At 70.6% G+C, this 21,082-nt stretch carries 20 protein-coding genes and 1 tRNA gene; 13 read left to right on the top strand and 8 right to left on the bottom strand.

Features of this window, described 5'->3' with window-relative positions; translation table 11 throughout:
* Positions 1–148 precede the first annotated feature (148 nt).
* Both H976_RS26705 and H976_RS26700 read left to right on the top strand, forming a co-directional pair.
* Positions 149–1,492, top strand: a complete 1,344-nt coding sequence (locus H976_RS26705; protein WP_196804109.1) for a DUF2254 domain-containing protein — start codon at positions 149–151, stop codon at positions 1,490–1,492.
* A 5-nt stretch (positions 1,493–1,497) separates the two neighbouring features.
* On the top strand, positions 1,498–2,733 hold the full coding sequence (locus H976_RS26700; protein WP_155918311.1) for a cation:proton antiporter: 1,236 nt from the start codon (positions 1,498–1,500) through the stop codon (positions 2,731–2,733).
* Here H976_RS26700 and H976_RS0115795 read toward each other — a convergent pair.
* Positions 2,618–4,048: a chloride channel protein gene (locus tag H976_RS0115795; RefSeq protein WP_081682962.1), complete on the bottom strand. Its 1,431-nt coding sequence runs from the start codon at positions 4,046–4,048 to the stop codon at positions 2,618–2,620. The two genes, H976_RS26700 and H976_RS0115795, sit on opposite strands and share 116 nt — an antisense overlap.
* Positions 4,049–4,320: 272 nt before the next feature.
* Here H976_RS0115795 and glsA point away from each other — a divergent pair, with 272 nt between their 5' ends.
* Entirely contained in the window at positions 4,321–5,358 is a 1,038-nt protein-coding gene (gene glsA / locus H976_RS0115790; protein ID WP_051276902.1) for a glutaminase A, read from the top strand.
* Between the two features lie 117 nt (positions 5,359–5,475).
* On the opposite strand, the gene selB is transcribed toward glsA, so the two are convergent.
* From selB to H976_RS0115775, 3 genes are all read right to left on the bottom strand, one after another.
* Positions 5,476–7,233: a selenocysteine-specific translation elongation factor gene (selB, locus tag H976_RS0115785; protein WP_027862333.1), complete on the bottom strand. Its 1,758-nt coding sequence runs from the start codon at positions 7,231–7,233 to the stop codon at positions 5,476–5,478.
* A gap of 1 nt (position 7,234) precedes the next feature.
* A complete protein-coding gene (gene selA, locus H976_RS0115780; protein ID WP_027862332.1) occupies positions 7,235–8,527 on the bottom strand; it encodes an L-seryl-tRNA(Sec) selenium transferase in 1,293 nt (430 codons plus the stop codon).
* A gap of 29 nt (positions 8,528–8,556) precedes the next feature.
* A tRNA-Sec gene (locus H976_RS0115775) sits at positions 8,557–8,651 on the bottom strand.
* Positions 8,652–8,762: 111 nt separating this feature from the next.
* Between H976_RS0115775 and fdh the strand changes: the two genes are divergently transcribed.
* Genes fdh through selD form a run of 4 tightly spaced genes read left to right on the top strand, consistent with a single transcriptional unit; the run spans position 8,763 to position 14,836 of the window.
* Positions 8,763–12,023, top strand: coding sequence for a formate dehydrogenase (gene fdh / locus H976_RS0115765; RefSeq protein WP_255337321.1), 3,261 nt, complete (start codon positions 8,763–8,765; stop codon positions 12,021–12,023).
* Entirely contained in the window at positions 12,020–12,916 is an 897-nt protein-coding gene (locus H976_RS0115760; protein WP_027862329.1) for a 4Fe-4S dicluster domain-containing protein, read from the top strand. The genes fdh and H976_RS0115760 overlap by 4 nt, the downstream gene beginning before the upstream one ends.
* A complete protein-coding gene (gene nrfD / locus H976_RS0115755) occupies positions 12,913–13,839 on the top strand; it encodes an NrfD/PsrC family molybdoenzyme membrane anchor subunit (RefSeq protein WP_155918309.1) in 927 nt (308 codons plus the stop codon). Before H976_RS0115760 ends, nrfD begins: the two co-directional genes overlap by 4 nt.
* Before the next feature lie 4 nt (positions 13,840–13,843).
* Complete coding sequence (selD, locus tag H976_RS0115750; RefSeq protein WP_027862327.1) at positions 13,844–14,836, top strand: selenide, water dikinase SelD; 993 nt, start codon at positions 13,844–13,846, stop codon at positions 14,834–14,836.
* 39 nt (positions 14,837–14,875) lie between these two features.
* Here the strand turns inward: selD and H976_RS0115745 are convergent, their stop codons facing one another.
* Positions 14,876–15,619, bottom strand: coding sequence for a hypothetical protein (locus H976_RS0115745; RefSeq protein WP_155918306.1), 744 nt, complete (start codon positions 15,617–15,619; stop codon positions 14,876–14,878).
* Between the two features lie 144 nt (positions 15,620–15,763).
* On the opposite strand from H976_RS0115745, the gene H976_RS26695 reads away from it, so the two are divergent.
* Positions 15,764–16,033, top strand: coding sequence for a hypothetical protein (locus tag H976_RS26695; RefSeq protein ID WP_051276901.1), 270 nt, complete (start codon positions 15,764–15,766; stop codon positions 16,031–16,033).
* A gap of 45 nt (positions 16,034–16,078) precedes the next feature.
* Positions 16,079–16,504, top strand: a complete 426-nt coding sequence (locus H976_RS0115735) for a CBS domain-containing protein (protein ID WP_027862325.1) — start codon at positions 16,079–16,081, stop codon at positions 16,502–16,504.
* A gap of 8 nt (positions 16,505–16,512) precedes the next feature.
* On the opposite strand, the gene H976_RS0115730 is transcribed toward H976_RS0115735, so the two are convergent.
* Together H976_RS0115730 and H976_RS0115725 are read right to left on the bottom strand one after the other, a co-directional pair.
* A complete protein-coding gene (locus H976_RS0115730) occupies positions 16,513–17,130 on the bottom strand; it encodes a flavodoxin family protein (protein WP_027862324.1) in 618 nt (205 codons plus the stop codon).
* Positions 17,114–17,614 carry a hemerythrin domain-containing protein gene (locus tag H976_RS0115725; RefSeq protein ID WP_027862323.1) on the bottom strand — a complete coding sequence of 167 codons (501 nt, stop codon included), beginning with the start codon at positions 17,612–17,614 and terminating at the stop codon, positions 17,114–17,116. The genes H976_RS0115730 and H976_RS0115725 overlap by 17 nt, the downstream gene beginning before the upstream one ends.
* Before the next feature lie 130 nt (positions 17,615–17,744).
* On the opposite strand from H976_RS0115725, the gene H976_RS0115720 reads away from it, so the two are divergent.
* The 4 genes from H976_RS0115720 (at position 17,745) to H976_RS0115705 (ending at position 20,558) form a co-directional block, all read left to right on the top strand.
* Positions 17,745–18,695, top strand: a complete 951-nt coding sequence (locus H976_RS0115720) for a TIGR03557 family F420-dependent LLM class oxidoreductase (RefSeq protein ID WP_027862322.1) — start codon at positions 17,745–17,747, stop codon at positions 18,693–18,695.
* 55 nt (positions 18,696–18,750) lie between these two features.
* Positions 18,751–18,885 carry a hypothetical protein gene (locus H976_RS30940; RefSeq protein WP_255337320.1) on the top strand — a complete coding sequence of 45 codons (135 nt, stop codon included), beginning with the start codon at positions 18,751–18,753 and terminating at the stop codon, positions 18,883–18,885.
* 88 nt (positions 18,886–18,973) lie between these two features.
* The gene (locus tag H976_RS26690; protein WP_036226778.1) at positions 18,974–19,708 is read left to right on the top strand and encodes a histidine phosphatase family protein; all 735 of its coding nucleotides are present in this window, start codon (positions 18,974–18,976) and stop codon (positions 19,706–19,708) included.
* Positions 19,695–20,558 carry an NAD(P)H-hydrate dehydratase gene (locus H976_RS0115705; protein ID WP_027862321.1) on the top strand — a complete coding sequence of 288 codons (864 nt, stop codon included), beginning with the start codon at positions 19,695–19,697 and terminating at the stop codon, positions 20,556–20,558. The genes H976_RS26690 and H976_RS0115705 overlap by 14 nt, the downstream gene beginning before the upstream one ends.
* A 78-nt stretch (positions 20,559–20,636) precedes the next feature.
* Here H976_RS0115705 and H976_RS0115700 read toward each other — a convergent pair whose 3' ends face one another.
* Positions 20,637–21,062: an Hsp20/alpha crystallin family protein gene (locus H976_RS0115700; RefSeq protein WP_027862320.1), complete on the bottom strand. Its 426-nt coding sequence runs from the start codon at positions 21,060–21,062 to the stop codon at positions 20,637–20,639.
* Between the last annotated feature and the right edge of the window lie 20 nt (positions 21,063–21,082).

Raw genomic sequence — 21,082 nt, 5'->3', positions numbered from 1 at the left:
CGGGTAGCCGCACGTGCATCCGGGAAGGTGCAGTTCGAACCTCTCGAACAGGTTGGTCCGATTGAGCGCCATCCCGGGCACCGCCGGCCGCAGAGGTGACCCGAGACGGGTGATGTCAGCACGCCCGTGGAACACCACACTCACTCGCATGGTGGAGCGGGCAGTTGCGGGAGACGGCGCCCTGGCACTGCCCACGGGACCCCACTGGGTGCATCGGCTGGTGCGCTTGAACGAATGGGTGCGTGAGCGCTTCTGGTCCATCCCGGCAGTGCTGGTCGCCGCGGGAGTGCTCACCGCTGTCGTTGTGTGCCGGCCGGACCTCGTCGGCCTGGGCGCCGACTGGGACCTCGGCCACGTGGTGCGGATCCGGACCGCCGACACGATGCTGCAGGTGATGGCATCGTCGATGCTGACCTTCGTCGGCGTGGTCTTCGCGATCACTCTTGTGGGTCTGCAGCTGGCGAGCTCTCAGCTCTCGCCACGGGTGATCCGTACCTTCATCCGCTCCGGCGTGACCAAGACCGCCTTCGGCATCTTCCTGGCCACCTTCGCCTTCGCAGTCACGGCCCTCGCCTTCGACAACGTCGACGATGCAGCAGCGGCGTCGCGCACGGTCGGGGCGTGTGTCGCCATGCTGGCGGTCGCCGTCGTGGTGTTCATCATCTACGTCACCTCCACCATGAGACTCCTCGAGGTGGGCTGGGTGATCACGACGGTGGCGAACGAGGCGCGGGTCGCGATCCGACGGTCTTTCCCCCCTGAGTCCAGCTATGTCACGGCCGCGCCGCCAGACCTCGACGACACTCCACAGGTGATCCACCTGCCCTCGAGGGACACTCGGGGATTCACGGGCGTGCTGGGCACGGTTCTCGGTATCGACCGACCGCGTCTGGTCCGTCTGGCGAGCACGCACAGGTGTGTGATCGAGCTCGTCCCACGCATCGGGGAGTACGTCGCGAGCGGTGGACCGGTCTTCGCCGTGCACGGGGGGAACCCACCCGATGACTCCGCGCTCCTGGGGTGCCTCGACCTCGGTCGCGCGCGCACGCTCTACCAGGACCCGACCTTCGGGATCCGGCAGCTGGTCGACGTCGCCACGCAGGCGCTCTCCCCCGCGATCAACCAGCCCTCCACGGCTGTCCAGGTGATCGACCGGCTCTACGACCTGCTGCTCCGGATCGGGAGGGTCCCCACGCCCACCGGGCTCCACCTGGATACGGACCACGTCGTGCGACTCGTCGAGCAGACGCTGACCCCGGCGTACCTCCTCGACCTCGCATTCCAGGAGATCAGCCAGGTGGGAGCCTCCTCCTGGCACGTGACCCGCCGCCTCGCTGCGGCGTACGCCGACCTGTCGCGAGAATCCCCCGATGACTGGCATCCGGCCATCTCCCGCCTGCGGGAGTCCCTGGAGGAGCTCTCCCGCGCTCAGACGCATGCCGCGTGGGCCGATGGCATCGCGGTCCAGCCCGACCGGCTCGGCCTCGGGTAGACCTCGTGGACATCCTGGACGGCCTGGCCCAGCTCTTCGTCGTGGCGACCGTTTCGGCGCTCGCCCCCGTGGTGTCGGCACTCATCCCCAAGATCCGGGTGCCGCAGGTGGTGCTGCTCATCCTCGGCGGGATCGCGATCGGGCCCGTCGGACTCGGGATCGAGGGTTCACCGGAGCTCACGTTGATCGCCAATGTCGGGCTCGGCTTCGTCTTCCTGCTCGCCGGGTTCGAGATAGAGCCCGAGATCCTGTTCGCCCGCAGCGGCAGGCTCTCGCTCACCACGTGGGGCATCTCGGCGATCGTCGCCGGGCTCACGGTCGGTGGTCTCGCCGCCGTCGGGTACGTGCACGCCTTCGTCCCGGTCGCCCTCGCACTCACCACCACCGCGCTGGGTACCGTCCTGCCCATCCTGCGTGAGCACGGCATGCTCGGAGGATCCGTCGGACGGCACTTCCTGGCCGTGGGCGCGATCGGCGAGCTGTTTCCCATCCTCGCGATCGCGATCTTCCTGGGGGTGAACAGCCGGCTCTCCGCGCTGATCTCCATCTTCGCGGTCAGTGCCATCGCACTGGTGCTGGCCCTCGGCCAGCGCGTGCTCGCCGGTCGGCGGGTCGCGGTGATCGTCTCCGAAGGGGCCGACACCACCGGCCAGACACCCCTTCGGTTCTCGATCCTGCTGCTGCTCGGGCTGCTCGTCCTCGCCGGCGAGTTCGGGCTCGACGTCGTGCTCGGGGCCTTTCTCGCGGGCGCGGTGCTCCGTCGATGGGCGCCGGTCGACATGCACTCGCTCGAAGGAAAGTTGGACGCGCTCGGCTACGGCTTCTTCATCCCGGTGTTCTTCGTCAGCGCTGGCATGAACGTCGACGTGCACTCGATCATCGAGTCACCCACGCGTCTCGTGGTCTTCCTCGTCCTGCTGCTCGTCGTACGCGGACTCCCGGTGCTGCTCGTCTACCGGACGGAGTTCGGGTTCCGACAGCGCACCCAGCTGATGCTGTGCACGGCCACCACGCTGCCTCTCATCGTCGCCCTGACCCAGATCGGGCTGGCGAGCGGGACGATGCTGCCGGAGAACGCCGCAGCGCTGGTGGGCGCCGGCGTCCTCTCGGTGCTTCTCTTCCCGCTCAGTGCGGTGCTGCTGGAGCCACACCGACCGGACCCTGTGCCTGCTGAGCCGGGAGGCGAGGTCGGTCCGTCGCAGGATCCTCGGGAAGCGCGGGACCTGGCACCACCATCGTGATCACGAACGCCACCACGACCGCCACCACGACCTGCGGCGTGACCGCGACCCCGTCGCTCCCCAACAGAAGCGTGGCGAGCAGTGTCGAGGTCAGGGGCAGTCGCAGCATCGCGGCACACATGGCGCCGATTCCCGCTGCGATCGCGGGCGCCAGGCTCATCCCGGGCAACCCGCTCATGGCGATCCCCAGGGCGGCACCGATGAACATGGCAGGGAAGACGGGCCCGCCCCGGAAGGCGCTCAAGGAGAGCCCGTAGGCGAGCATCTTGCAGGCGATCAGCAGGACCAGGACGCCGACGGAGTAGTCGGCGGCGTGCTCGACCAGGGTGGGCAAGGCACTCTGCCCCGAGAACAGCACCTGGGTGGCCGCGTGTCCGGAGACGAGCTGGTAAACCATCGCGCTCACGCCGACGAGTGCCCCGAAACAGGCAGTGACCAGCACCCGGTTCAGGTGCACGACCGGGCGAAGAGCCAGTCCGACGAAGCGGACCACCCAGGCGAGCGCCGCGGCCGCCACACCGATAACCAGCGCCCAGGCCATCGTGGCCACCGTCGGGTCCACGGCCGCGGGTACCGACGTCAGCGCGAGTGAGAAGGTGCCGAGCCCGGTCCAGCTGTCGAGACCCACGAACACCAGGGCACCCATGCCTGAGGCCAGCAGACCTGGAAGGGCCACGAGACTCAGCGTCACTCCGCTGACTCCGGCCACCTCCATGATCAGGAAGGCGCCCAGCAGGGGGGACCCGAGCAAGGTACTGATGGCCGCAAAGCTTCCGGCGGACGCCATGATGGTCAGCGCCATCGGGGGCGCGTCACGTTTCAGGAGACGCACGGTCAGAGCCGCCAGCCCACCACCGATGGCGATCAGCGGCGCCTCGGGGCCGAGGACAGCCCCCAGGGCGAGCGTGACCAGCGCAGCAAGCACGATGCCAGGCAGTTCTCGGTCAATGGGAGCGCCTCCGTCGGTGTGGAAGCCGAAGGCAGGCGAGTGCCCGCCATTTCCGGGCAGGAAACGGATCGTCATCCCGACCAGCAGCCCGCACAGCGCCACGAGAGGGACGGGCCACCACGCCGGCACCTGGCTGCCGAAGAGATGGTGCGGCCACTGGTCGAACAGACCAGTCTGGATCTTGTCGACCAGCGCGAGGAAGCCGTAGGCAATCGCAGATATCGGGATGCCGAGAACGGCGGCGAGCACCAGCGCCGAGAGGTAGGACCGAGAGCGGATCACTGCCATCGGGTCGAGCGGCGGGGCGGCAGCCGCTGGTTCAGCCGCGGGCAGCGACCCGGGCGGCGAGTCCGGAGGATGCGTCATCGGCTCGGTGAGCACACGTCGATCGGCGTCGTGGCGAGAAGGTCGCGCCTGGACCAAGGCCTCTGGGAGCCTCCACAGGTCACAGGCACGAGGTTCACGCGGCGTCCTTCCCAAGCGTCGGGGACCAGGTCTGTCGCATCACTGTGATGCGGGGCTGCCTGGTCTGCCATCCCCCACAAAGGGGGATGCCTTCCTGGCGGCTCACCCGGCATGGTCGCCATGTGGCCGACGTACGACGGCCTCCTGATCCGGCACTCCTGCAGGGAGACCCCATGGCCGAGCTGTCCATGCACGAGGACCTCCCGTTCGACGAAGCAACGCGGCCGGCGCTCGTCTCGACAGGAAACCTCCCGATGCACACGGAGATCCGGCGGTTGGTGACGGAGGCCTACGAGCTCTACCGCGACGACGACAGCGGTGCCGTCGCGGACTACATCCCGGTGCTGGCACAGGCTTCGCCGAAGCTGTTCGGGATCGCCGTCGTCGGGCCCTGGGGTCGGTCCTTCGAGATAGGGGACGTCGAGACCCACTTCTCCATACAGAGCGTCTCCAAGCCCTTCGTCTTCGCCCTTGTCTGCGACACGCTCGGGTATGAAGCGGCGCGCGTCCGCCTGGGGGTGAACAGCACCGGGTTCCCGTTCAACTCGTTGATGGCCGTCGAGCTCAACGCCGAGCGGACGATGAACCCGCTGGTGAATGCCGGCGCGATCGCCACCACCAGCCTCGCGCCCGGGGCCACGCTCGAGGAGAAGTGGGCGTCGGTACGGGAGCGCCTGTCGATGTTCGCCGGACGCGAGCTCACGATCAACGCGGAGGTCTACGCCTCAGAGTCAGCCACCAACCTGCGCAACCAGGGCATCGCCCACCTCCTCAGGAGCTACGGACGCCTCTACTTCGATCCCGAGGAGGCGACCGACATCTACACCCGCCAGTGCTCGCTGGACGTGACCGCGCACGACCTCGCCGTGATGGCCGCCACCCTGGCGAACGGTGGCGTGAACCCGGTGAGCGGCGACCGCGTGATCGGGCCAGGTGTCTGTCGGCGCGTCCTGGCGGTCATGGCGAGCGCGGGACTCTACGAGCTCTCGGGAGACTGGCTCTACCAGATCGGGGTTCCGGGAAAGAGCGGTGTCAGTGGAGGCATCGTCACCGTCGCGCCGGGAAAGGGCGGTCTCGCGACGTACTCACCGCCCCTGGACGCCGCTGGCAACAGCGTGCGCGGCCAGCTGGCGAGCAAGTACCTCGCCGAGCGGCTCGGCCTCAACCTCTTCGCATCGGTGCCCGCGCAGGGTTCTCCGCCCAGGTTCTGATCGAACCCACTCCCCTCGGTCCAGGTCCCGTGTCATTGTCCAGATCCCCGACTCGGTGGGCGCGCAGGTCGTTTCCCGCTGAGGCGCTCGCGAGCTGTCGCCCTCGGTTCGGCTTCCTCACTCCGCGTTCTTGGTGGCATTCCGTTGGCGTAAGCGGCGCGTGTCGTCGGGCAGGCGGACCGTCCGACGGGCACGGTCGAGGTGGGCCAACAACGGCAGCACCACCCGTCGCGTGGTCCCGAGATGCTGACGGGCCTGGCTGGTCGTGAACGGTTGGGGCAGTTCCCGCAACCGTTCGACGGCGAGGTCGTCGGCCCCGGGCAGGAGCACGACGTTGTCGGCCAGCCGCAGCAGATGACCATCACGATGCAGCCGGGCCTGGGTGGCGACGTCGAGCCCGAGCGTCCGGAGGCGCTCGGTCTCGGGCGCCGCGAACGGATCCTGGTCGAGCGCCCTGCGCAGCTCGACCAGGGCGCTCCGCGCCGAGGCATCCAGCTCGTGGTCGCCGGCGCCGAGCTCTCCCCCGCGCTCCCACAGCGGCGGCTCGACGAGGGCGCTCACCAGCTCGGACTCGGCGAGCTCGAGGGCCCGGGCCGCGGCAGCTGCCGTGATCCGGCGGCCGTCCGGCTGCGAGCGCACCAGCTCTTCCAGCCGCGAGCGCAGCTGGCTGGCACATTCAGGGGCGATCACCCAGTCTCCCGAGGTGACGACGGCACCCGGTGGCGGATCGGGCAGCGCCAGGCCGATCCGGCGCAGCTCGGTGCGGCGTACGACGCCCCGCATCGAGAGGTAGGCCGCCGGGGTGCCGTCGAGGTCGTCGAGCGCGGCCGCCCGCACGGACGCAGCGCCGCGACGGTCCAGCGAAGGAGGCTGCGGGTCGAGCACCGCGAGCCCCCAGATCGTCCGGCTTCCCGGGTCTCGGAGCAGAGCGCGGTCACCCACGCGCAGCGGCAGCGGCTGCTCGGTGGTGAGACGGAGGAGCCCGGGTGCGAGGGGGCGGGCATGCACGCCGAGGTGGGCGGCACCGATGTGCAGCACGGGACGCTCCGGCACCTCCGCGTCGTCACGGACGCGTACGTCGACCACCCGACTCGGCACGAACGCGTCCGGCGTCAGCAGCACCTCACCGCGACTGATCGTGTCGGGCACCTGGCCACCGAGGTTCAGCGCCACTCGGGCCACCCCGCTGACCCGCTCACGCGTCGTCCCCAGCGACTCCAGCCCGCGAACCCGCACCATGCGGCCCCCCACCGACAACTGGTCACCCACCGCGACGGTGCCGGCAGGAAGGGTGCCGGTGACGACGGTCCCACTGCCGCGGACGTGGAAGGCGCGGTCGACCCAGAGCCGCACGTCTCCCGCCGGATCGGGTCGCGGCAGCCGGTCGAGCTCGGCCGCCAGGGCTGCGCGCAGCTCGGCGAGTCCGGCACCGGTGCGGCCACTCACGACGACGTCGGGGAGCCGGGCCAGGGTCGTCCGCGCCAGCTCGGCGCGGGCCCTGGCCAGCGCGGGCGCGGGATCGGCGAGGTCGGCACGCGTGACCACCAGCACCCCGTGCGCCACCTCCAATGCGTCCAGCGCGGCGAGGTGCTCGGCGGCCTGGGGCATCCAGGGATCGTCGGCGGCCACGACGAACAGCACGACCGGGACCGGCCCCATCCCGGCCAGGGTGGTGGTGATGAACCTCTGGTGCCCGGGTACGTCGACGAAGGCCACGTCCCCGAGGTCCTCGAACCGGGTCCAGACGTAGCCCAGCTCGATCGACAGCCCGCGCCGGTGCTCCTCCTCGAGCCGGTCGGGATCCTGCCCGGTCAGCGCCTGGACGAGGGTCGACTTCCCGTGGTCGACGTGACCGGCGGTGGCGACGACGTACACCTCAGGAGTCCTCGGCCACGGCTCGTCGTACGGCGTCGATCACCGCCGTGTCGTCCTCCTCGGGGACGGTGAGCAGGTCGAGCAGGAGCCGACCGGCGTGGACACGCCCGACCACGGCCGGCCCGCCGCACCGCAGCGGAGCCGCCAGCCGCTCGGGCAGCGCGACGGCGGCACTGTCGAGCACGACACCCGGCGCTCCTCCCCCGCCGACCCGAGCCTGCGAGAGCACGGCCTCCGCGTCGGCGCCGATCGCCTCGACCCACCGCCGGGCGCGCACGAGCAGGCCGGTCGCGTCGGCCGCCAGCATCTGGGCCACCGGCGGCGGCGGCCCGGTCAGCGTCGCCTCCAGCGCGGCAAGGGCCATCTTGTCGACGCGCAGGGCCCGGGCGAACGGGTGCCGACGCAGCTCCTCGACCAGCGTCGCCGCACCGAGCAGCAGCCCGCACTGCGGGCCGCCGAGCAGCTTGTCGCCGGAGGCGGTGACCAGCGCTGCGCCGGCTCGCAGGGTGCTGGCGGCGTCAGGCTCGTCGGGCAGCCGTGGGTGCGGTGCGAGCAGGCCGGAGCCGATGTCGACCACCAGTGGCACGTCGAGCGTGGCCAGGTCGGCGACCGCGACCTCCGAGGTGAACCCCTCGATGCGGAAGTTGGAGGGATGCACCTTGAGCACGAACGCGGTGGAGTCGTCGAGCGCGCGGGCGTAGTCCTCGAGCCGGACCCGGTTGGTGGTGCCGACCTCGCGCAGCCGGGCGCCCACCGACTCGAGCAACTCGGGGATGCGGAAGCCGTCGCCGATCTCCACCAGCTCGCCGCGGGCCACCACGACCGTGCGGTCGCGGGCCAGGGCGCAGGTGACCAGGGACAGCGCTGCGGCGCCGTTGTTGACGACGTGCACGGCCCCGGCATCGGGGACGGCCGCCGCCAGGGCGGCCAGGGCACCGGCGCCCCGCGGGCCGCGCTGGCCCGTCGCCAGGTCGAGCTCGACGTCGGTGACCCCTGCGGCCAGCAGCACCGCCTGCCGGGCCGCCTCGGAGAGCGGCGCCCGCCCGAGATTGGTGTGTACGACGACCCCGGTGGCGTTGACGACCGGATGCTGCGACGTGCTCCCCCGCGGCAGCGAGGCCCGGACGACGCTGACCACGTCCTCGGGCTCGACCTCGCCGGCTCGACAGCGGTCGAGGACCTCCACCACCACTCGCTTGACGCGCGCACGCCCGAGCCGCTGGAGCGCCGGTGCGAGCGACGGATCGTCGAGCACCACGTCCGTGCGCGGCGTACGACGTCTCGGGTCGGTCACGCGCACACCTCCCGGACGACGACGAAGCCTGGCGGAGGCGGACGGGAATCGAACCCGCCTGACCGGGATGCCCGGTCACTACGGTGTTGAGGACCGCGCCCGTCACCAGACGAGGTACGCCTCCGCGATCAATCTAGTGCTCCCCGAAACGACGTGAAAACGCCGGGGGCCAGGGGTGGGATTCACGGTTCGAGTGGGCCAGAGTGGGTACCGCAGTTCGCGAACGGAGGTGGCGGTGGACATCGGGAAGCGCATCGGCTCGTGGCCGTTGCTGCGCCAGCTGACCGGTCGCGATCTCCTCGGTCGCGGAGAGGCCGTCCAGTCGCCGCGGAGCCGCGACCTGACGCCCCGCACCGTCGACGCCGACGACGTCGTCAGCTCGGTCTGCCCGTTCTGCGCGGTCGGCTGCGCGCAGAAGGTGTTCGTCAAGGACGGGCAGGTCACCCAGATCGAGGGCGACCCGGCCAGCCCCATCTCACGCGGACGGCTGTGCCCCAAGGGCAGCGCCAGCAAGCAGCTGGTCACCTCGCCCAGCCGGGTGACCACGGTGCGCTACCGGCGACCCCACGCCACCGAGTGGGAGGACCTCGACCTCGACACCGCGATGGACATGATCGCGGACCGCGTCATCAAGACCCGCAAGGAGTTCTGGGAGTGGGAGGCCGACGGCAACCGCACCCGCCGCACTCTCGGCATCGCCAGCCTCGGAGGAGCGACCCTCGACAACGAGGAGAACTACCTCATGAAGAAGCTCTACACGGCGATGGGTGCGATCCAGATCGAGAACCAGGCCCGCATTTGACACTCCTCCACGGTCCCCGGTCTGGGGACCTCGTTCGGCCGTGGTGGGGCCACCACCTTCCTGCAGGATCTCCAGAACGCTGACTGCGTCCTGATCCAGGGCTCCAACATGGCCGAAGCACACCCGGTCGGTTTCCAGTGGGTGATGGAGGCCAAGAAGCGCGGCGCTACGGTCATCCACGTCGATCCCCGCTTCACGCGCACCTCTGCGGTCGCCGACGTGCACGTGCCGATCCGGGCCGGCTCCGACATCGCCTTCCTCGGTGCCCTGGTCAACCACGTGCTGAGCAACGACCTCGACTTCCGCGAGTACGTCGTGGCCTACACCAACGCCGCCAACGTCATCACCGAGAGCTACGAGGACACCGAGGACCTCGACGGCCTGTTCTCGGGCTTCGATCCCGAGACCGGCATCTACGACCCGGTCACCTGGCGCTACGACCCGCCGGAGGAGATGAACGCCGAGGAGCGCGAACGGGCCGGCGAGCTCGAGCAGGAGGAGAGAGAGTCCACGGCGGGTGACCACCAGCAGTCGCACCAGGCTGCACGGTCGGAGAGCCATGGCTCCGGCGGCGCCCCGGTCAGCTGGAAGGGCCGGCGAGACGAGACCCTGCAGCACCCACGGTGCGTGTTCCAGATCCTCAAGCGCCACTTCGCCCGCTACACGCCGGAGATGGTGGAGGAGGTGTGCGGCATCAAGCCCGACCAGTTCCGGGAGGTGGCCGAGGCTCTGACCAGCAACAGCGGCCGCGACCGGACGACCGCCTTCTGCTATGCCGTCGGGTGGGCCCACCACAGCGTCGGGGCGCAGATGATCCGCACCGCCTCGATCCTCCAGCTGCTGCTCGGCAACATCGGCCGTCCGGGCGGGGGCATCATGGCGCTGCGCGGCCATGCCAGCATCCAGGGATCCACCGACATCCCCACCCTGTTCAACATCCTGCCGGGCTACCTGCCGATGCCGCACGCCGACCAGCACGCGTCCCTCGACGAGTGGGTCCGCGGAGACGAGGGCAAGGCCGGGTTCTGGGGCAACGTGCGCTCCTACGCCGTCAGCCTGCTCAAGGCCTACTGGGGCGACGCCGCCACCGCGGACAACGACTTCTGCTACGACTACCTGCCACGCGTCACCGGCGACCACTCCACCTACACCACCGTCAAGGGCATGATCGAGGGGAGCTGCAAGGGCTACTTCCTGGTCGGCGAGAACCCGGCCGTCGGTTCGGCCAACGGCAAGATGCAGCGCCTGGGCATGGCCAACCTCGACTGGCTGGTGGTCCGTGACCTGCAGATGATCGAGTCGGCGACCTTCTGGAAGGACGGCCCGGAGATCGAGACCGGGGAGCTGGTCACCGAGGACATCGGCACCGAGGTGTTCTTCCTGCCGGCCGCCTCCCACGTCGAGAAGGCTGGTTCCTTCACCCAGACCCAGCGGATGCTGCAGTGGCGGGACAAGGCCGTCGACCCGCCCGGGGACTGCCGCAGCGAGCTCGACTTCTACTACGAGCTCGGGCAGCGCATCCGGGACAAGCTGGCCGGCTCGACCGACGAGATGGACCGGCCCCTGCTCGACCTGGCCTGGGACTACCCGGCGCACGACGGTGAGGTCGACGGACAGGCGGTGCTGCGCGAGATCAACGGCACCGGACCGGACGGCGCGGCGCTCTCGGCGTACACCGAGCTGAAGCCCGACGGCTCGACGTCGTGCGGGTGCTGGATCTACTGCGGGGTGTACGCCGACGAGGTCAACCAGGCTCGTCGCCGCAAGCCGCACTGGGAGCAGGACCACGTCGCCTCCGAGTGGGGGTGGGTGTGGCCGGCCAACCGGCGCATCCTCTACAATCGCGCCTCGGCCGCCCCCGACGGCACCCCGTGGAGCGAGCGGAAGAAATACGTGTGGTGGGACGCCGAGCAGGGGAAGTGGGTCGGCTCCGACGTACCCGACTTCGTGGCCGACCGCGCCCCTGACCACGTGCCCGAGGACGGCGCGAAGGGTCCCGACGCGATCGGGGGCCAGGACCCGTTCGTGATGCAGACCGACGGCAAGGCCTGGCTGTTCGCGCCGTTGGGACTCGCCGACGGGCCGATGCCCGCGCACTACGAGCCCCCCGAGTCGCCGGTGCACAACCCGCTCTACGGCCAGCAGAACAACCCGGCCCGACGCAAGCTCGACCACCCCTCCAACCCGATCAACCCCAGCTGGAGCGAGGTCTTCCCCTACGTGTTCACGACCTACCGGTTGACCGAGCACCACACCGCCGGCGCGATGAGCCGGACCCTGCCCTACCTGACCGAGCTCCAGCCGGAGCCGTTCTGCGAGGTCTCGCCACGCCTGGCCGCCGAGCGCGGGCTCGAGCACGGCGGCTGGGCCACCATCGTCACTGCCCGCACCGCCATCGAGGCACGGGTGCTCGTCACCGAGCGGCTCCGTTCGCTCCGGCTGGGCGAACAGTTCGTCGAGCAGGTCGGCCTGCCTTATCACTGGGGTGGCAACGGCATCAGCCGCGGCGACTCGGCCAACGACCTCGTCAACGTGACCATGGACCCCAACGTCTACATCCAGGACAAGGTGGGGACCTGTGACATCCGGCCCGGCCGCCGTCCGCGCGGTCGCGACCTCACGGCCTACGTCGAGGACTACCGTCGTCGCGCCGGCGTCGACATGGAGCACCCCGAGGAAGGTGGAGCCGAATGACGAACTCGTTGTGGGGTCGCCTCGACGACGTCGCAGGTGACGCCGGTTACGACGATCACCCGCCACGGATGGGCTTCTTCACCGACACCTCGGTGTGCATCGGCTGCAAGGCCTGTGAGGTCGCCTGCAAGGAGTGGAACCAGGTGCCCGACGACGGCTACCTGCTCACCGGGATGTCCTACGACAACACCGGCGCCCTGGGTGCGAGCACCTGGCGCCACGTCGCCTTCGTGGAGAAGAGCCTCGACGTCTCGACGGTCGACCTCGGGCTCCCGGCGATGGGTCCACCGGAGGGACAGGGCCAGGCGACCGAGTCGGGCGACAACGGCATCCGCTGGCTGATGTCCTCCGACGTGTGCAAGCACTGCACCCATGCGGCCTGTCTCGACGTCTGCCCCACCGGTGCGTTGTTCCGCACCGAGTTCGGCACCGTGGTGGTGCAGCCCGATGTCTGCAACGGTTGCGGGTACTGCGTGCCGGCCTGCCCCTACGGCGTCATCGACCAGCGCAAGGAGGACGGCCGGGTCTTCAAGTGCACGCTGTGCTACGACCGGCTCAAGGACGGCGAGACCCCGGCCTGCGCACAGGCCTGCCCGACCGAGTCCATCCAGTACGGCGAGGTCTCCGAGCTGCGCCAGCGCGCGGCCAACCGGGTGCACGAGCTGCACGAGAAGGGGGTCGACGTCGCCCGGCTCTACGGCGCCGACCCCGACGACGGCGTCGGCGGTGACGGAGCGTTCTTCCTCCTGCTCGACGAGCCCGAGGTCTACGGGCTGCCGCCGGACCCGGTGGTGACCACCCGCGACCTCGGCTCGATGTGGCGCCACGTCGGTGCAGCTGCCGCCACCCTCGTCGGCATCGGCGTCGCCTCGTTCGTCGGGAGGCGTCGATGAGGGAGCAGTCGATGGTGCCGGAGCCCGAGTTCGAGTCCTACTACGGCCGGCAGATCCTCAAGACGCCGACCTGGAAGACCCCCGACGTCCCGCTCTACCTGTTCCTCGGCGGCATGGCCGGCGGGTCGGCGCTGCTGGCCGAGGGGGCTGCGCTCTCCTACCGCCCCGACCTCGAGCGCGTGGCCCGTCTGGCCGCCGCCGGCGGAGCAGCGGCCGGCACCGTCGCCCTGGTCCATGACCTCGGGCGTCCGGAGCGCTTCCTGAACATGCTGCGGGTGCTCAAGCCGACCTCGCCGCTCTCGGTCGGCTCCTTCATCCTGGCGCCGTTCTCCGCGCTCTCCGGCGCCGCTGCCCTGTCCAACCTCACCGGTCGCCTGCCCCGGCTCGGTCGACTGGCCGGAGCGGGCGCCGCCGTCTTCGCGGGGCCGCTGGCGACCTACACCGCAGCCCTGGTCGGCAACACGGCCGTCCCGGCGTGGCACGAGGCCTATCGCGAGCTGCCGTTCGTCTTCGCCGGATCGGGGGCCACCGCCGCCGGCGGGCTGGCCATGGTGTTCACCCCGGTGGCCCAGGCCGGCCCCGCGCGGCGGATGGCGGTCGGCGGCGCCGCGCTCGAGATCGCGGCGGCCGAGGTCCTCCTCACCCGTGTCGGCATGGTGGCCGAGCCCTACCAGCAGGGCCGCCCCGGTCGACTGATGCGCACGGCGCGTGCGCTCACGGCCGTGGCGGCGGGAGCGACCGCCCTCGCCGGTCATCGCTCGCGCACGGTCTCGGTGCTCTCCGGCGCGGCCTGCGTGACCGCATCGGTGCTCACCAGGTTCGGTGTCTTCGAGGCCGGCATCGCGTCTGCGCGCGATCCGAAGTACGTCGTCGTGCCCCAGCGGGAGCGCCTGCGTCAACGTCAGGCCGCCGAGGCACACTGACCGGGTGACCTCCTCCACCACTCCTCGACTGACCCAGTACGCCGCCGGAGGCGGCTGCGCCTGCAAGGTCCCGCCCGGCGAGCTGGAGCGGATCCTGGCCGACGTGTCCCTCCCCGAGGCAGGCGGCGACCTGCTGGTGGGGCTCGACCACGGCGACGACGGTGCCGTCGTACGCCTCGACGGACAGCGCGCCATCGTGGCCACCACCGACTTCTTCACCCCAGTGGTCGACGACCCCTACGACTGGGGTCGGATCGCCGCCGCCAACGCGCTCTCCGACGTCTACGCGATGGGCGGCGAGCCCCTGGTCGCGCTCAACCTGCTGGCCTGGCCGCGTGACCGGCTCCCGTTCGAGCTGGCGGCCGAGGTGCTGCGCGGTGGGGCCGTCGTGTGTGCCGAGGCGGCCTGCCACCTGGCCGGCGGGCACAGCATCGACGACCCCGAGCCGAAGTACGGCCTGGCCGTCACCGGCACCGCCGACCCCGAGCGGCTGCTGCGCAACGACGCCGCCACCGCCGGCACTCCCCTGACGCTGACCAAGCCGCTGGGGCTCGGCGTGCTGAACAACCGCCACAAGGCCACCGGTGAGGTGTTCCCCGAGGCGGTGGCCACGATGACCCAGCTCAACCGCGACGCCTCGCGAGCCGCCCTCGACGCCGGCATCCTGGCGGCGACCGACGTCACCGGCTTCGGCTTGCTGGGCCACCTCTTCAAGCTGTGCCGCGCCTCCGGCGTCTCGGCGGTGCTCGACGCCTCCGCCGTTCCCTACCTCGAGCCGACCCGTCCGTCGTACGCCGCCGGCTACGTGCCCGGCGGCAGCCGGCGCAACCTCGACTGGGTGCGTCCGCACCTCGCGTCCTCGATCGACGACGACGAGCTGCTCCTGCTGGCCGACGCCCAGACGTCCGGTGGTCTGCTGGTCGCCGGTGAGCTGCCGGGACACCCTGTCGTCGGTGAGCTGGTGCCCACGCGGGACGCCGTCATCGAGGTGCGCTGAGCTCGCGACTCCCTGTCCTCGATCGCGGTCAGTGGATCCTCAGCAAACCGCCTCGGTGAACATGCACATCCGGGCCACCACGTCGCGGCCGGAGCGTTCCAGCGCGCGGGCGCCGGCGACCGCCGACTCCCGGGTCCACTCCCCGCCGTCCTCGACCGCCAGGACGGCCCGGCCGACACGGGTGAACGCGAACACCGCACCTCCCGGCCGTCCACCGTGCAGCGTCTCCGCGAAGACCGTCGTCGTGTGCGGGTGGGCGCTGCCCTGAAGCGTGACGTCCATCGCGCCCCGGTGCGGGGTGGCGGGCAAGCGATGGCACCTCGTCGCCCGCACCCGGACCTGCTCGCCGACGGCCCGCGCCGTTGCCGCATCGCGGTAGACGACCAGCTCGCGAGTCACGCCCAGCTCCGGTCCGACCTGGTGGACCACCAGCCGGTCCTTGGCCGCACCCGGCCACACCTCACCCCAACATCTCTGCTGGAGGCTGACCCCGTTTCCGCTCCGCTGCGGCGTGCTCACCTTGGTCTCGCCGTCCGCGGCCAGTCCCTGCGCCAACGGGAAGTCGTCGGGGATGCCCGCCGTCTTCGGTGTCTTGGTGGGTGTCTCGGTGGGAGTCGGGCTGGGGGTGGGAGCGGGCGTCGAGGTCGTCGCGTCCCGGCTCGACGTCGGCGACTCCTCGCCCCCGCAGCCAGCCAGCGCGACGGCCAGCAGCACCGGCCAGACCCAGCAGAGGAGGCAACGGATCGCGGCGCCCCATCGGTTGCGGCTCTGCCACGCAGCCACGTCGAGATCCCCCACGACGGCCATCGTCGCACGCGCGCCCGAGCGGCCCCCCTCGACAGCGGTTGGTGCACCCTCGTGTGGCACCACCGTCCCACCCGACGAGCAGGTGCGCTCATCGGCGGCCAAGGTGGGTACAGGGACGCCATGGCCACGCGTAATCAGACCCAGGCAGCAAAGAAGAACATTCGCAAGGCGGCCAAGGCTGCCGAGCAACAGCGGTCCCTCGCCCACATGCCGAAGGCGACCAGGACGGCCCTCGGCAAGCAGGGCGCGGCTGTGGCGCAGCGCAAGCGCAGTGGAGCGACGAGCCCGAAGACCCGGCAGGAGCTCTACGAGGAAGCCAAGCGGCGCAACCTCAGGGGCCGATCGAAGATGGGCCGCGACGAGCTGGCCCGCGCGCTGGGACACGGCTGACCGACTCGAAGCGGACGACAGCACCGACTCACCACGGAGGAACCCATGCCAACCGCACGCGACATCATGAGCAAGGACGCCGTGTGCGCCCACCCGACCGACAGCCTGGTCGACGTGGCCAGGAAGATGCGCGACCTGGCCGTGGGAGCACTGCCCATCTGTGGCTCGGACAACAAGCTCCAGGGCATGATCACCGACCGCGACATCGTCACCAACTGTGTCGCCAACGGTGGTGACCCCAACAACATCATGGTCGAGGAGTACGCCGCCGGGGAGGCCGTCACCATCGGCGCCGACGACTCGGTCGAGGACACGCTGCGCACCATGACCGAGCACGGCGTACGACGGCTGCCGGTGGTCGACGGTCAGGAGCTGGTCGGGATCGTCAGCCAGGCCGACATCGCCAAGCACCTCTCCGCCGACCAGATCGGCCACCTTCTCGAGGCGATCTCGGCCGCTCCTGCCAACTAGGGGGCCAACTAGCTCGGCGGGTAGGCGTCGGCCTGCAACAGCCGCGCCAGGTGTACGGCGTTGGCAGCCGCGCTCGTCACCGCCGACGCCGTCGCCTCCGGAGGGCTGTCGTGGTCCTTGTAGTCGACGGACTGCATCGCCTCGCCCACCCAGTAGGCGCCGGCGTTCGGAGCCACCGAGAAGCCGGTGTCGTTGAGGGCCTGCAGGCACTCGGCGACGACGTGGTGCGCACCGTCCTCGTTGCCGACCACCGCCACGATCGCGACCTTGCCGTAGGTCAGCAACCGTCCTTCGTCGTCGGTCTCGCTCAGCTCGGCATCGAGACGTTCGAGCACCATCTTGGTGACCGACGAGGGCTGGCCGAGCCAGATCGGGGTGGCGACGACCAGGATGTCGGCGGCGAGCAGCTGGTCGCGGATCTGGGGCCACTCGTCGCCGTCACCCTCGTCGGTGCTGACTCCGAAACGGACGTCGTGGTCGACGACGCGGACGATCTCGCCTGACACGCCCTGCTTCTCGAGCGCGTCCAGCACGTGGCGTCCGATGAGCTCCGAGCTCGACTCCGCCGGTGACTTGTTGAGGGTGCCGACCAGGACCAGCGCGGTGAGGTCAGGAGGTGAGGGCATCGATCGTCTTCTTCAGGGCACCGGGCTGGCTCGGCCGCCTGGGAGCCTTCTCGCGGGCCTCGATCATGGCCGCGCCGAGCTCCTGGAGCTGCTTGCGCCCCAGTCCCTCACGCACCTTGGGGAACCACTCGTCCTCCTCCTCCTCGATGTGGTGCTCGACGTTCTCGATGAGGACGGTGGTCTTGGCCGTGAAGCGCTCGTCGTCCGGCTTCATCGTGGAGAGCTCCATGACCAGCACGTCGGCCACGTGGTGCTCCTCGTAGGACTCGAGGACGTCGTCCTCGACCTCGGGAAGCAGCTCTCGCACCCGCGGGTACATCACCTCGTTCTCGATGTAGGTGTGCACCGTGAGGAGCTCGATGATCCGGTCCACCACCTTGCCCTTGGCGGCGTGCGCCTTCTCGCCGGCCTTCTCGAAGTCACGGAAGGCCTTCTTGATCTGCTTGTGCTCGTCCTTCAACAAGACGATGGCGTCGGTCGACATCTCACTCCTGGCTGCTGATACGGGGGCTGGTACGACGGGACGTCCCCGTACCCGTCGACGCACCCCGCATGCACCGGTCGAGCCCGGGTACCGAGCCTTGGCACGCACACACCTTCCAGGAGGGCGTCCCATGCGCATCGGCTACTTCCTCTCCACCGAGGAGTACAGCCCCGCCGAGCTGCTCGAGCAGGCCGTCGCGGCCGAGCGAGCCGGCTTCGAGGGGCTGTGGATCAGCGACCACTTCCACCCGTGGAACAACGAGCAGGGCAACAGCCCGTTCGTGTGGAGCGTCATCGGAGCCATCAGCCAGGCCACCGACCTGCGCGTCACCACGGCCGTCACCTGCCCGATGATCAGGACGCACCCCGCGATCATCGCCCAGGCCGCGGCCACCAGTGCGCAGATGCTGGACGGGAAGTTCACGCTCGGCGTCGGCTCCGGTGAGGCACTCAACGAGCACATCCTGGGCACCGTCTGGCCCTCGGCCGACGTACGCCTCGAGATGCTGGAGGAGGCCGTCGAGCTGATCCGCGAGCTGTGGACCGGCGAGGTCGTCACCACCGAGGGCAAGCACTACCGCGTCGACCACGCCCGCATCTACAACCTGCCCGACACCCCGCCCGACATCTACGTCTCGGGCTTCGGGCCCAAGGCCACCGACCTCGCGGCCCGGATCGGCGACGGCTACATCAACACCGCTCCCGACGACAGCCTGCTGAAGGTCTTCAAGGACAAGTCCGGCGGCAAGCCGGCGCAGGCCGGCGCCAAGGTGGCCTACGCGCCGACCGCTGAGGAGGGGTGGGAGCACGCCCACCGTCTCTGGCCCAACGCCGGTCTCCCCGGCGAGATGGCGCAGGTGCTGCCGACCCCGGAGCACTTCGAGCAGGCCACCGAGCTGGTGACGATGGACTCCACCCGCGAGTCGGTCGTGGCCGGCAACGACGCGGCCCAGCACGTCGAGCAGATCCAGAAGTACGCCGACGCCGGCTACGACGAGCTCTACGTCGCCAACATGGGACCGCACTACGCCGAGATGATCTCGTTCTACGGCGAGAAGGTCCTGCCCGACGTGCGCGGCTGACCCACCGCCGTACCCGCGCCGCATCACCCGCACTCTCATGGGTACGGGCCACCGCATGACCACCACTCCCAACGAACCCGTGCAGGACCCCGACGTCGTGCCCTCCGGGGACCCGAATACGAACCCCATCGACCCCGTGTCACCCGGCGAGGACGCCGGCGGCCCGGCCGAGGACCCCGACACCCGGTAGTCCTCGTCGACCAGGTGACCCTGCTGCTTCGCGCCGATGGCAGGACACCCCGACAGACCGTCCCTTCGTCTCGAGGAGAGTCCCACCCATGGCAGTGAGCGAGCTGTTGCTGATCCGGCACGGAGAGAGCGAGGGGAACGTCGCCGCCGCCGAGGCGCACGCCTCCGGGGCACACCAGATCGACGTGCCGGCCCGCGACCCTGACGTCGATCTGTCCGAACGCGGGCGAGAGCAAGCCGCCGCTGCTGGAACGGCCCTCGCGGCGATGGCCGAGGCGACCCTCCCCCAGGTCGTGGTCACCTCGCCCTACGTGCGGGCTCGCGAGACGGCCCGCCTGGCGTGCGCGGAAGCCGGGCTCGACCTGCCCACGCGGGTCGACGAGCGCCTGCGCGACCGGGAGCTCGGCGTGCTCGACCGGCTCACCTTCGCCGGCGTCGAGGCACGCTTCCCGGAGGAGGCCGAGCGCCGTCGCTGGCAGGGCAAGTTCTACCACCGGCCGGCCGGCGGGGAGTCGTGGGCCGACGTGGTCCTGCGCCTGCGCTCGTGGCTGGCCGACCTCGACCGCGAGCTGCCGGCCGGGCGTCTCCTGGTGGTGAGCCACGACATCGTGATCGCGCTGCTGCGCTACGTCTGCGAAGGGTTGGACGAGGCCGAGGTGCTCGAGCTGGCCCGCAGCACACCGGTGCACAACGCCTCGCTGAGCAGGTTGGTGCGCCAGGCCGACGGCGGCTGGACGGTGGCGTCGTACGACGAGGTCTCCCACCTCGACGACCACGGCGCGGAGATCACCGAGCACCGAGGGGAGCGTCATGTCGGATCCTGAGCTGGTGACACCCGAGCTGCTGCGCGGCTGGCCGTTGCCCGACCCGGCGAGCTCCAAGAAGGCGCGCGGTCAGCTCGTCGTGATCGGCGGTGCCGCCGGCACTCCTGGAGGTGCGGCCCTGGCCGGGCTCGCGGCGCTCCGTGTCGGCGCCGGACACGTGCAGCTCGCCGTCGCCTCCTCGGTGGCGGCCCCGCTCGCGGCGAACTTCCCCGAGGCAGGGGTCATCGGCCTGGCCGAGACCTCCAGCGGGAGCATCCAGGGCTCAGCCGCCGCCGAGCGCTGTGCCGAGGTGGTCGCCGGCGCCGACGCCGTGCTGGTCGGACCCGGGCTCGACGACGCCGACGAGGCCGCCGACCTGCTGCGGGATCTCCTCCCCCACCTCGGGGACGACACGGCCCTGGTCCTCGACGCCTACGCCCTCGGTGTCCTGCCCGACTTCCGCGATCGCCTGTCCGACCGCAAGGTGCGTCCGGTGCTGACGCCCAACGCCGAGGAGCTGGGTCGCCTGCTGGACCGGGAGTGCGAGCCCGAGCTGGAGGACGTCGCCGAGGCCGCGGCCGGCTACTCCTCCTGCGTGACGGCACAGGGCATGATCGCGGACGGCGTGGGCGGGGCCTGGCGAGTCCCGTCCGGTCACCCGGGCCTGGCAACCGCCGGCAGCGGGGACGTGCTGGCCGGGCTCGTGGTCGGACTGCTCGCCCGTGCTGTCGAGCCCGAGCAGGCCGCGTGCTGGGCGACGTACCTGCACTCGGTGTCCGGAGAGCGACTGGCCTCCTCGATCGGCCGCGTCGGGTTCCTGGCCCGGGAGCTCGTCGACCAGGTCCCGCTGCTGCTGGCCGAGCTCAGCTGACCACGGGCTGGTGGCACGGCCACGCAGGCCATCGGCTGACGGAACCGGCGTGAGGTCTGCGTGGCCGTGCGCGGAGGTTCAGGCCTCGATCGCCGTGCGCTCGTCGCTGGCGTCGGTGATCGTGATCTTGCGCGGCTTGGCCTTCTCCGCCACCGGCACCGTGAGACGGAGTACGCCGGCGTCGTAGCCGGCCTCGATGCGATCGAGGTCGAGGTTGTCGCCCAGCACCAGCTGGCGGCTGAACCGGCCCCTGGGGCGCTCGGACGCGAGCATCTCCCAGTCGCCGTTGCGAGCGACCCGCTCGGCGCTGACGGTCAGCACATTGCGCTCCACGTCGAGGTCGATCGTCTGCGGGCTGACGCCCGGCAGGTCGAACTCGATGACGAACCTGTCGCCCTCGCGCCACGCGTCCATCGGCATCACGACCGGCCGGTTGGTGGTGCCCAGGAGCTGCTGGGTCAGGCGGTCGAAGTCACGGAACGGGTCGGTAGTGCGCAGCAACATTGCTCCTCCTGATCCTCGTG

It is taken from the genome of Marmoricola sp. URHB0036, from assembly GCF_000426045.1.
Lineage (GTDB): Bacteria > Actinomycetota > Actinomycetes > Propionibacteriales > Nocardioidaceae > Marmoricola.
This window is presented reverse-complemented; position numbering and strand designations above follow the sequence as displayed.

Coding starts and splice junctions, on each gene's coding strand:
- H976_RS26705 (WP_196804109.1), top strand. CDS start 149: ATGGTGGAGCGGGCAGTTGCGGGAGACGGCGCCCTGGCACTGCCCACG.
- H976_RS0115795 (WP_081682962.1), bottom strand. CDS start 4,048: ATGACGCATCCTCCGGACTCGCCGCCCGGGTCGCTGCCCGCGGCTGAA.
- glsA (WP_051276902.1), top strand. CDS start 4,321: ATGGCCGAGCTGTCCATGCACGAGGACCTCCCGTTCGACGAAGCAACG.
- H976_RS0115760 (WP_027862329.1), top strand. CDS start 12,020: ATGACGAACTCGTTGTGGGGTCGCCTCGACGACGTCGCAGGTGACGCC.
- nrfD (WP_155918309.1), top strand. CDS start 12,913: ATGAGGGAGCAGTCGATGGTGCCGGAGCCCGAGTTCGAGTCCTACTAC.
- H976_RS26695 (WP_051276901.1), top strand. CDS start 15,764: ATGGCCACGCGTAATCAGACCCAGGCAGCAAAGAAGAACATTCGCAAG.
- H976_RS0115735 (WP_027862325.1), top strand. CDS start 16,079: ATGCCAACCGCACGCGACATCATGAGCAAGGACGCCGTGTGCGCCCAC.
- H976_RS0115730 (WP_027862324.1), bottom strand. CDS start 17,130: ATGCCCTCACCTCCTGACCTCACCGCGCTGGTCCTGGTCGGCACCCTC.
- H976_RS0115725 (WP_027862323.1), bottom strand. CDS start 17,614: ATGTCGACCGACGCCATCGTCTTGTTGAAGGACGAGCACAAGCAGATC.
- H976_RS0115720 (WP_027862322.1), top strand. CDS start 17,745: ATGCGCATCGGCTACTTCCTCTCCACCGAGGAGTACAGCCCCGCCGAG.
- H976_RS30940 (WP_255337320.1), top strand. CDS start 18,751: ATGACCACCACTCCCAACGAACCCGTGCAGGACCCCGACGTCGTGCCC.
- H976_RS26690 (WP_036226778.1), top strand. CDS start 18,974: ATGGCAGTGAGCGAGCTGTTGCTGATCCGGCACGGAGAGAGCGAGGGG.
- H976_RS0115705 (WP_027862321.1), top strand. CDS start 19,695: ATGTCGGATCCTGAGCTGGTGACACCCGAGCTGCTGCGCGGCTGGCCG.
- H976_RS0115700 (WP_027862320.1), bottom strand. CDS start 21,062: ATGTTGCTGCGCACTACCGACCCGTTCCGTGACTTCGACCGCCTGACC.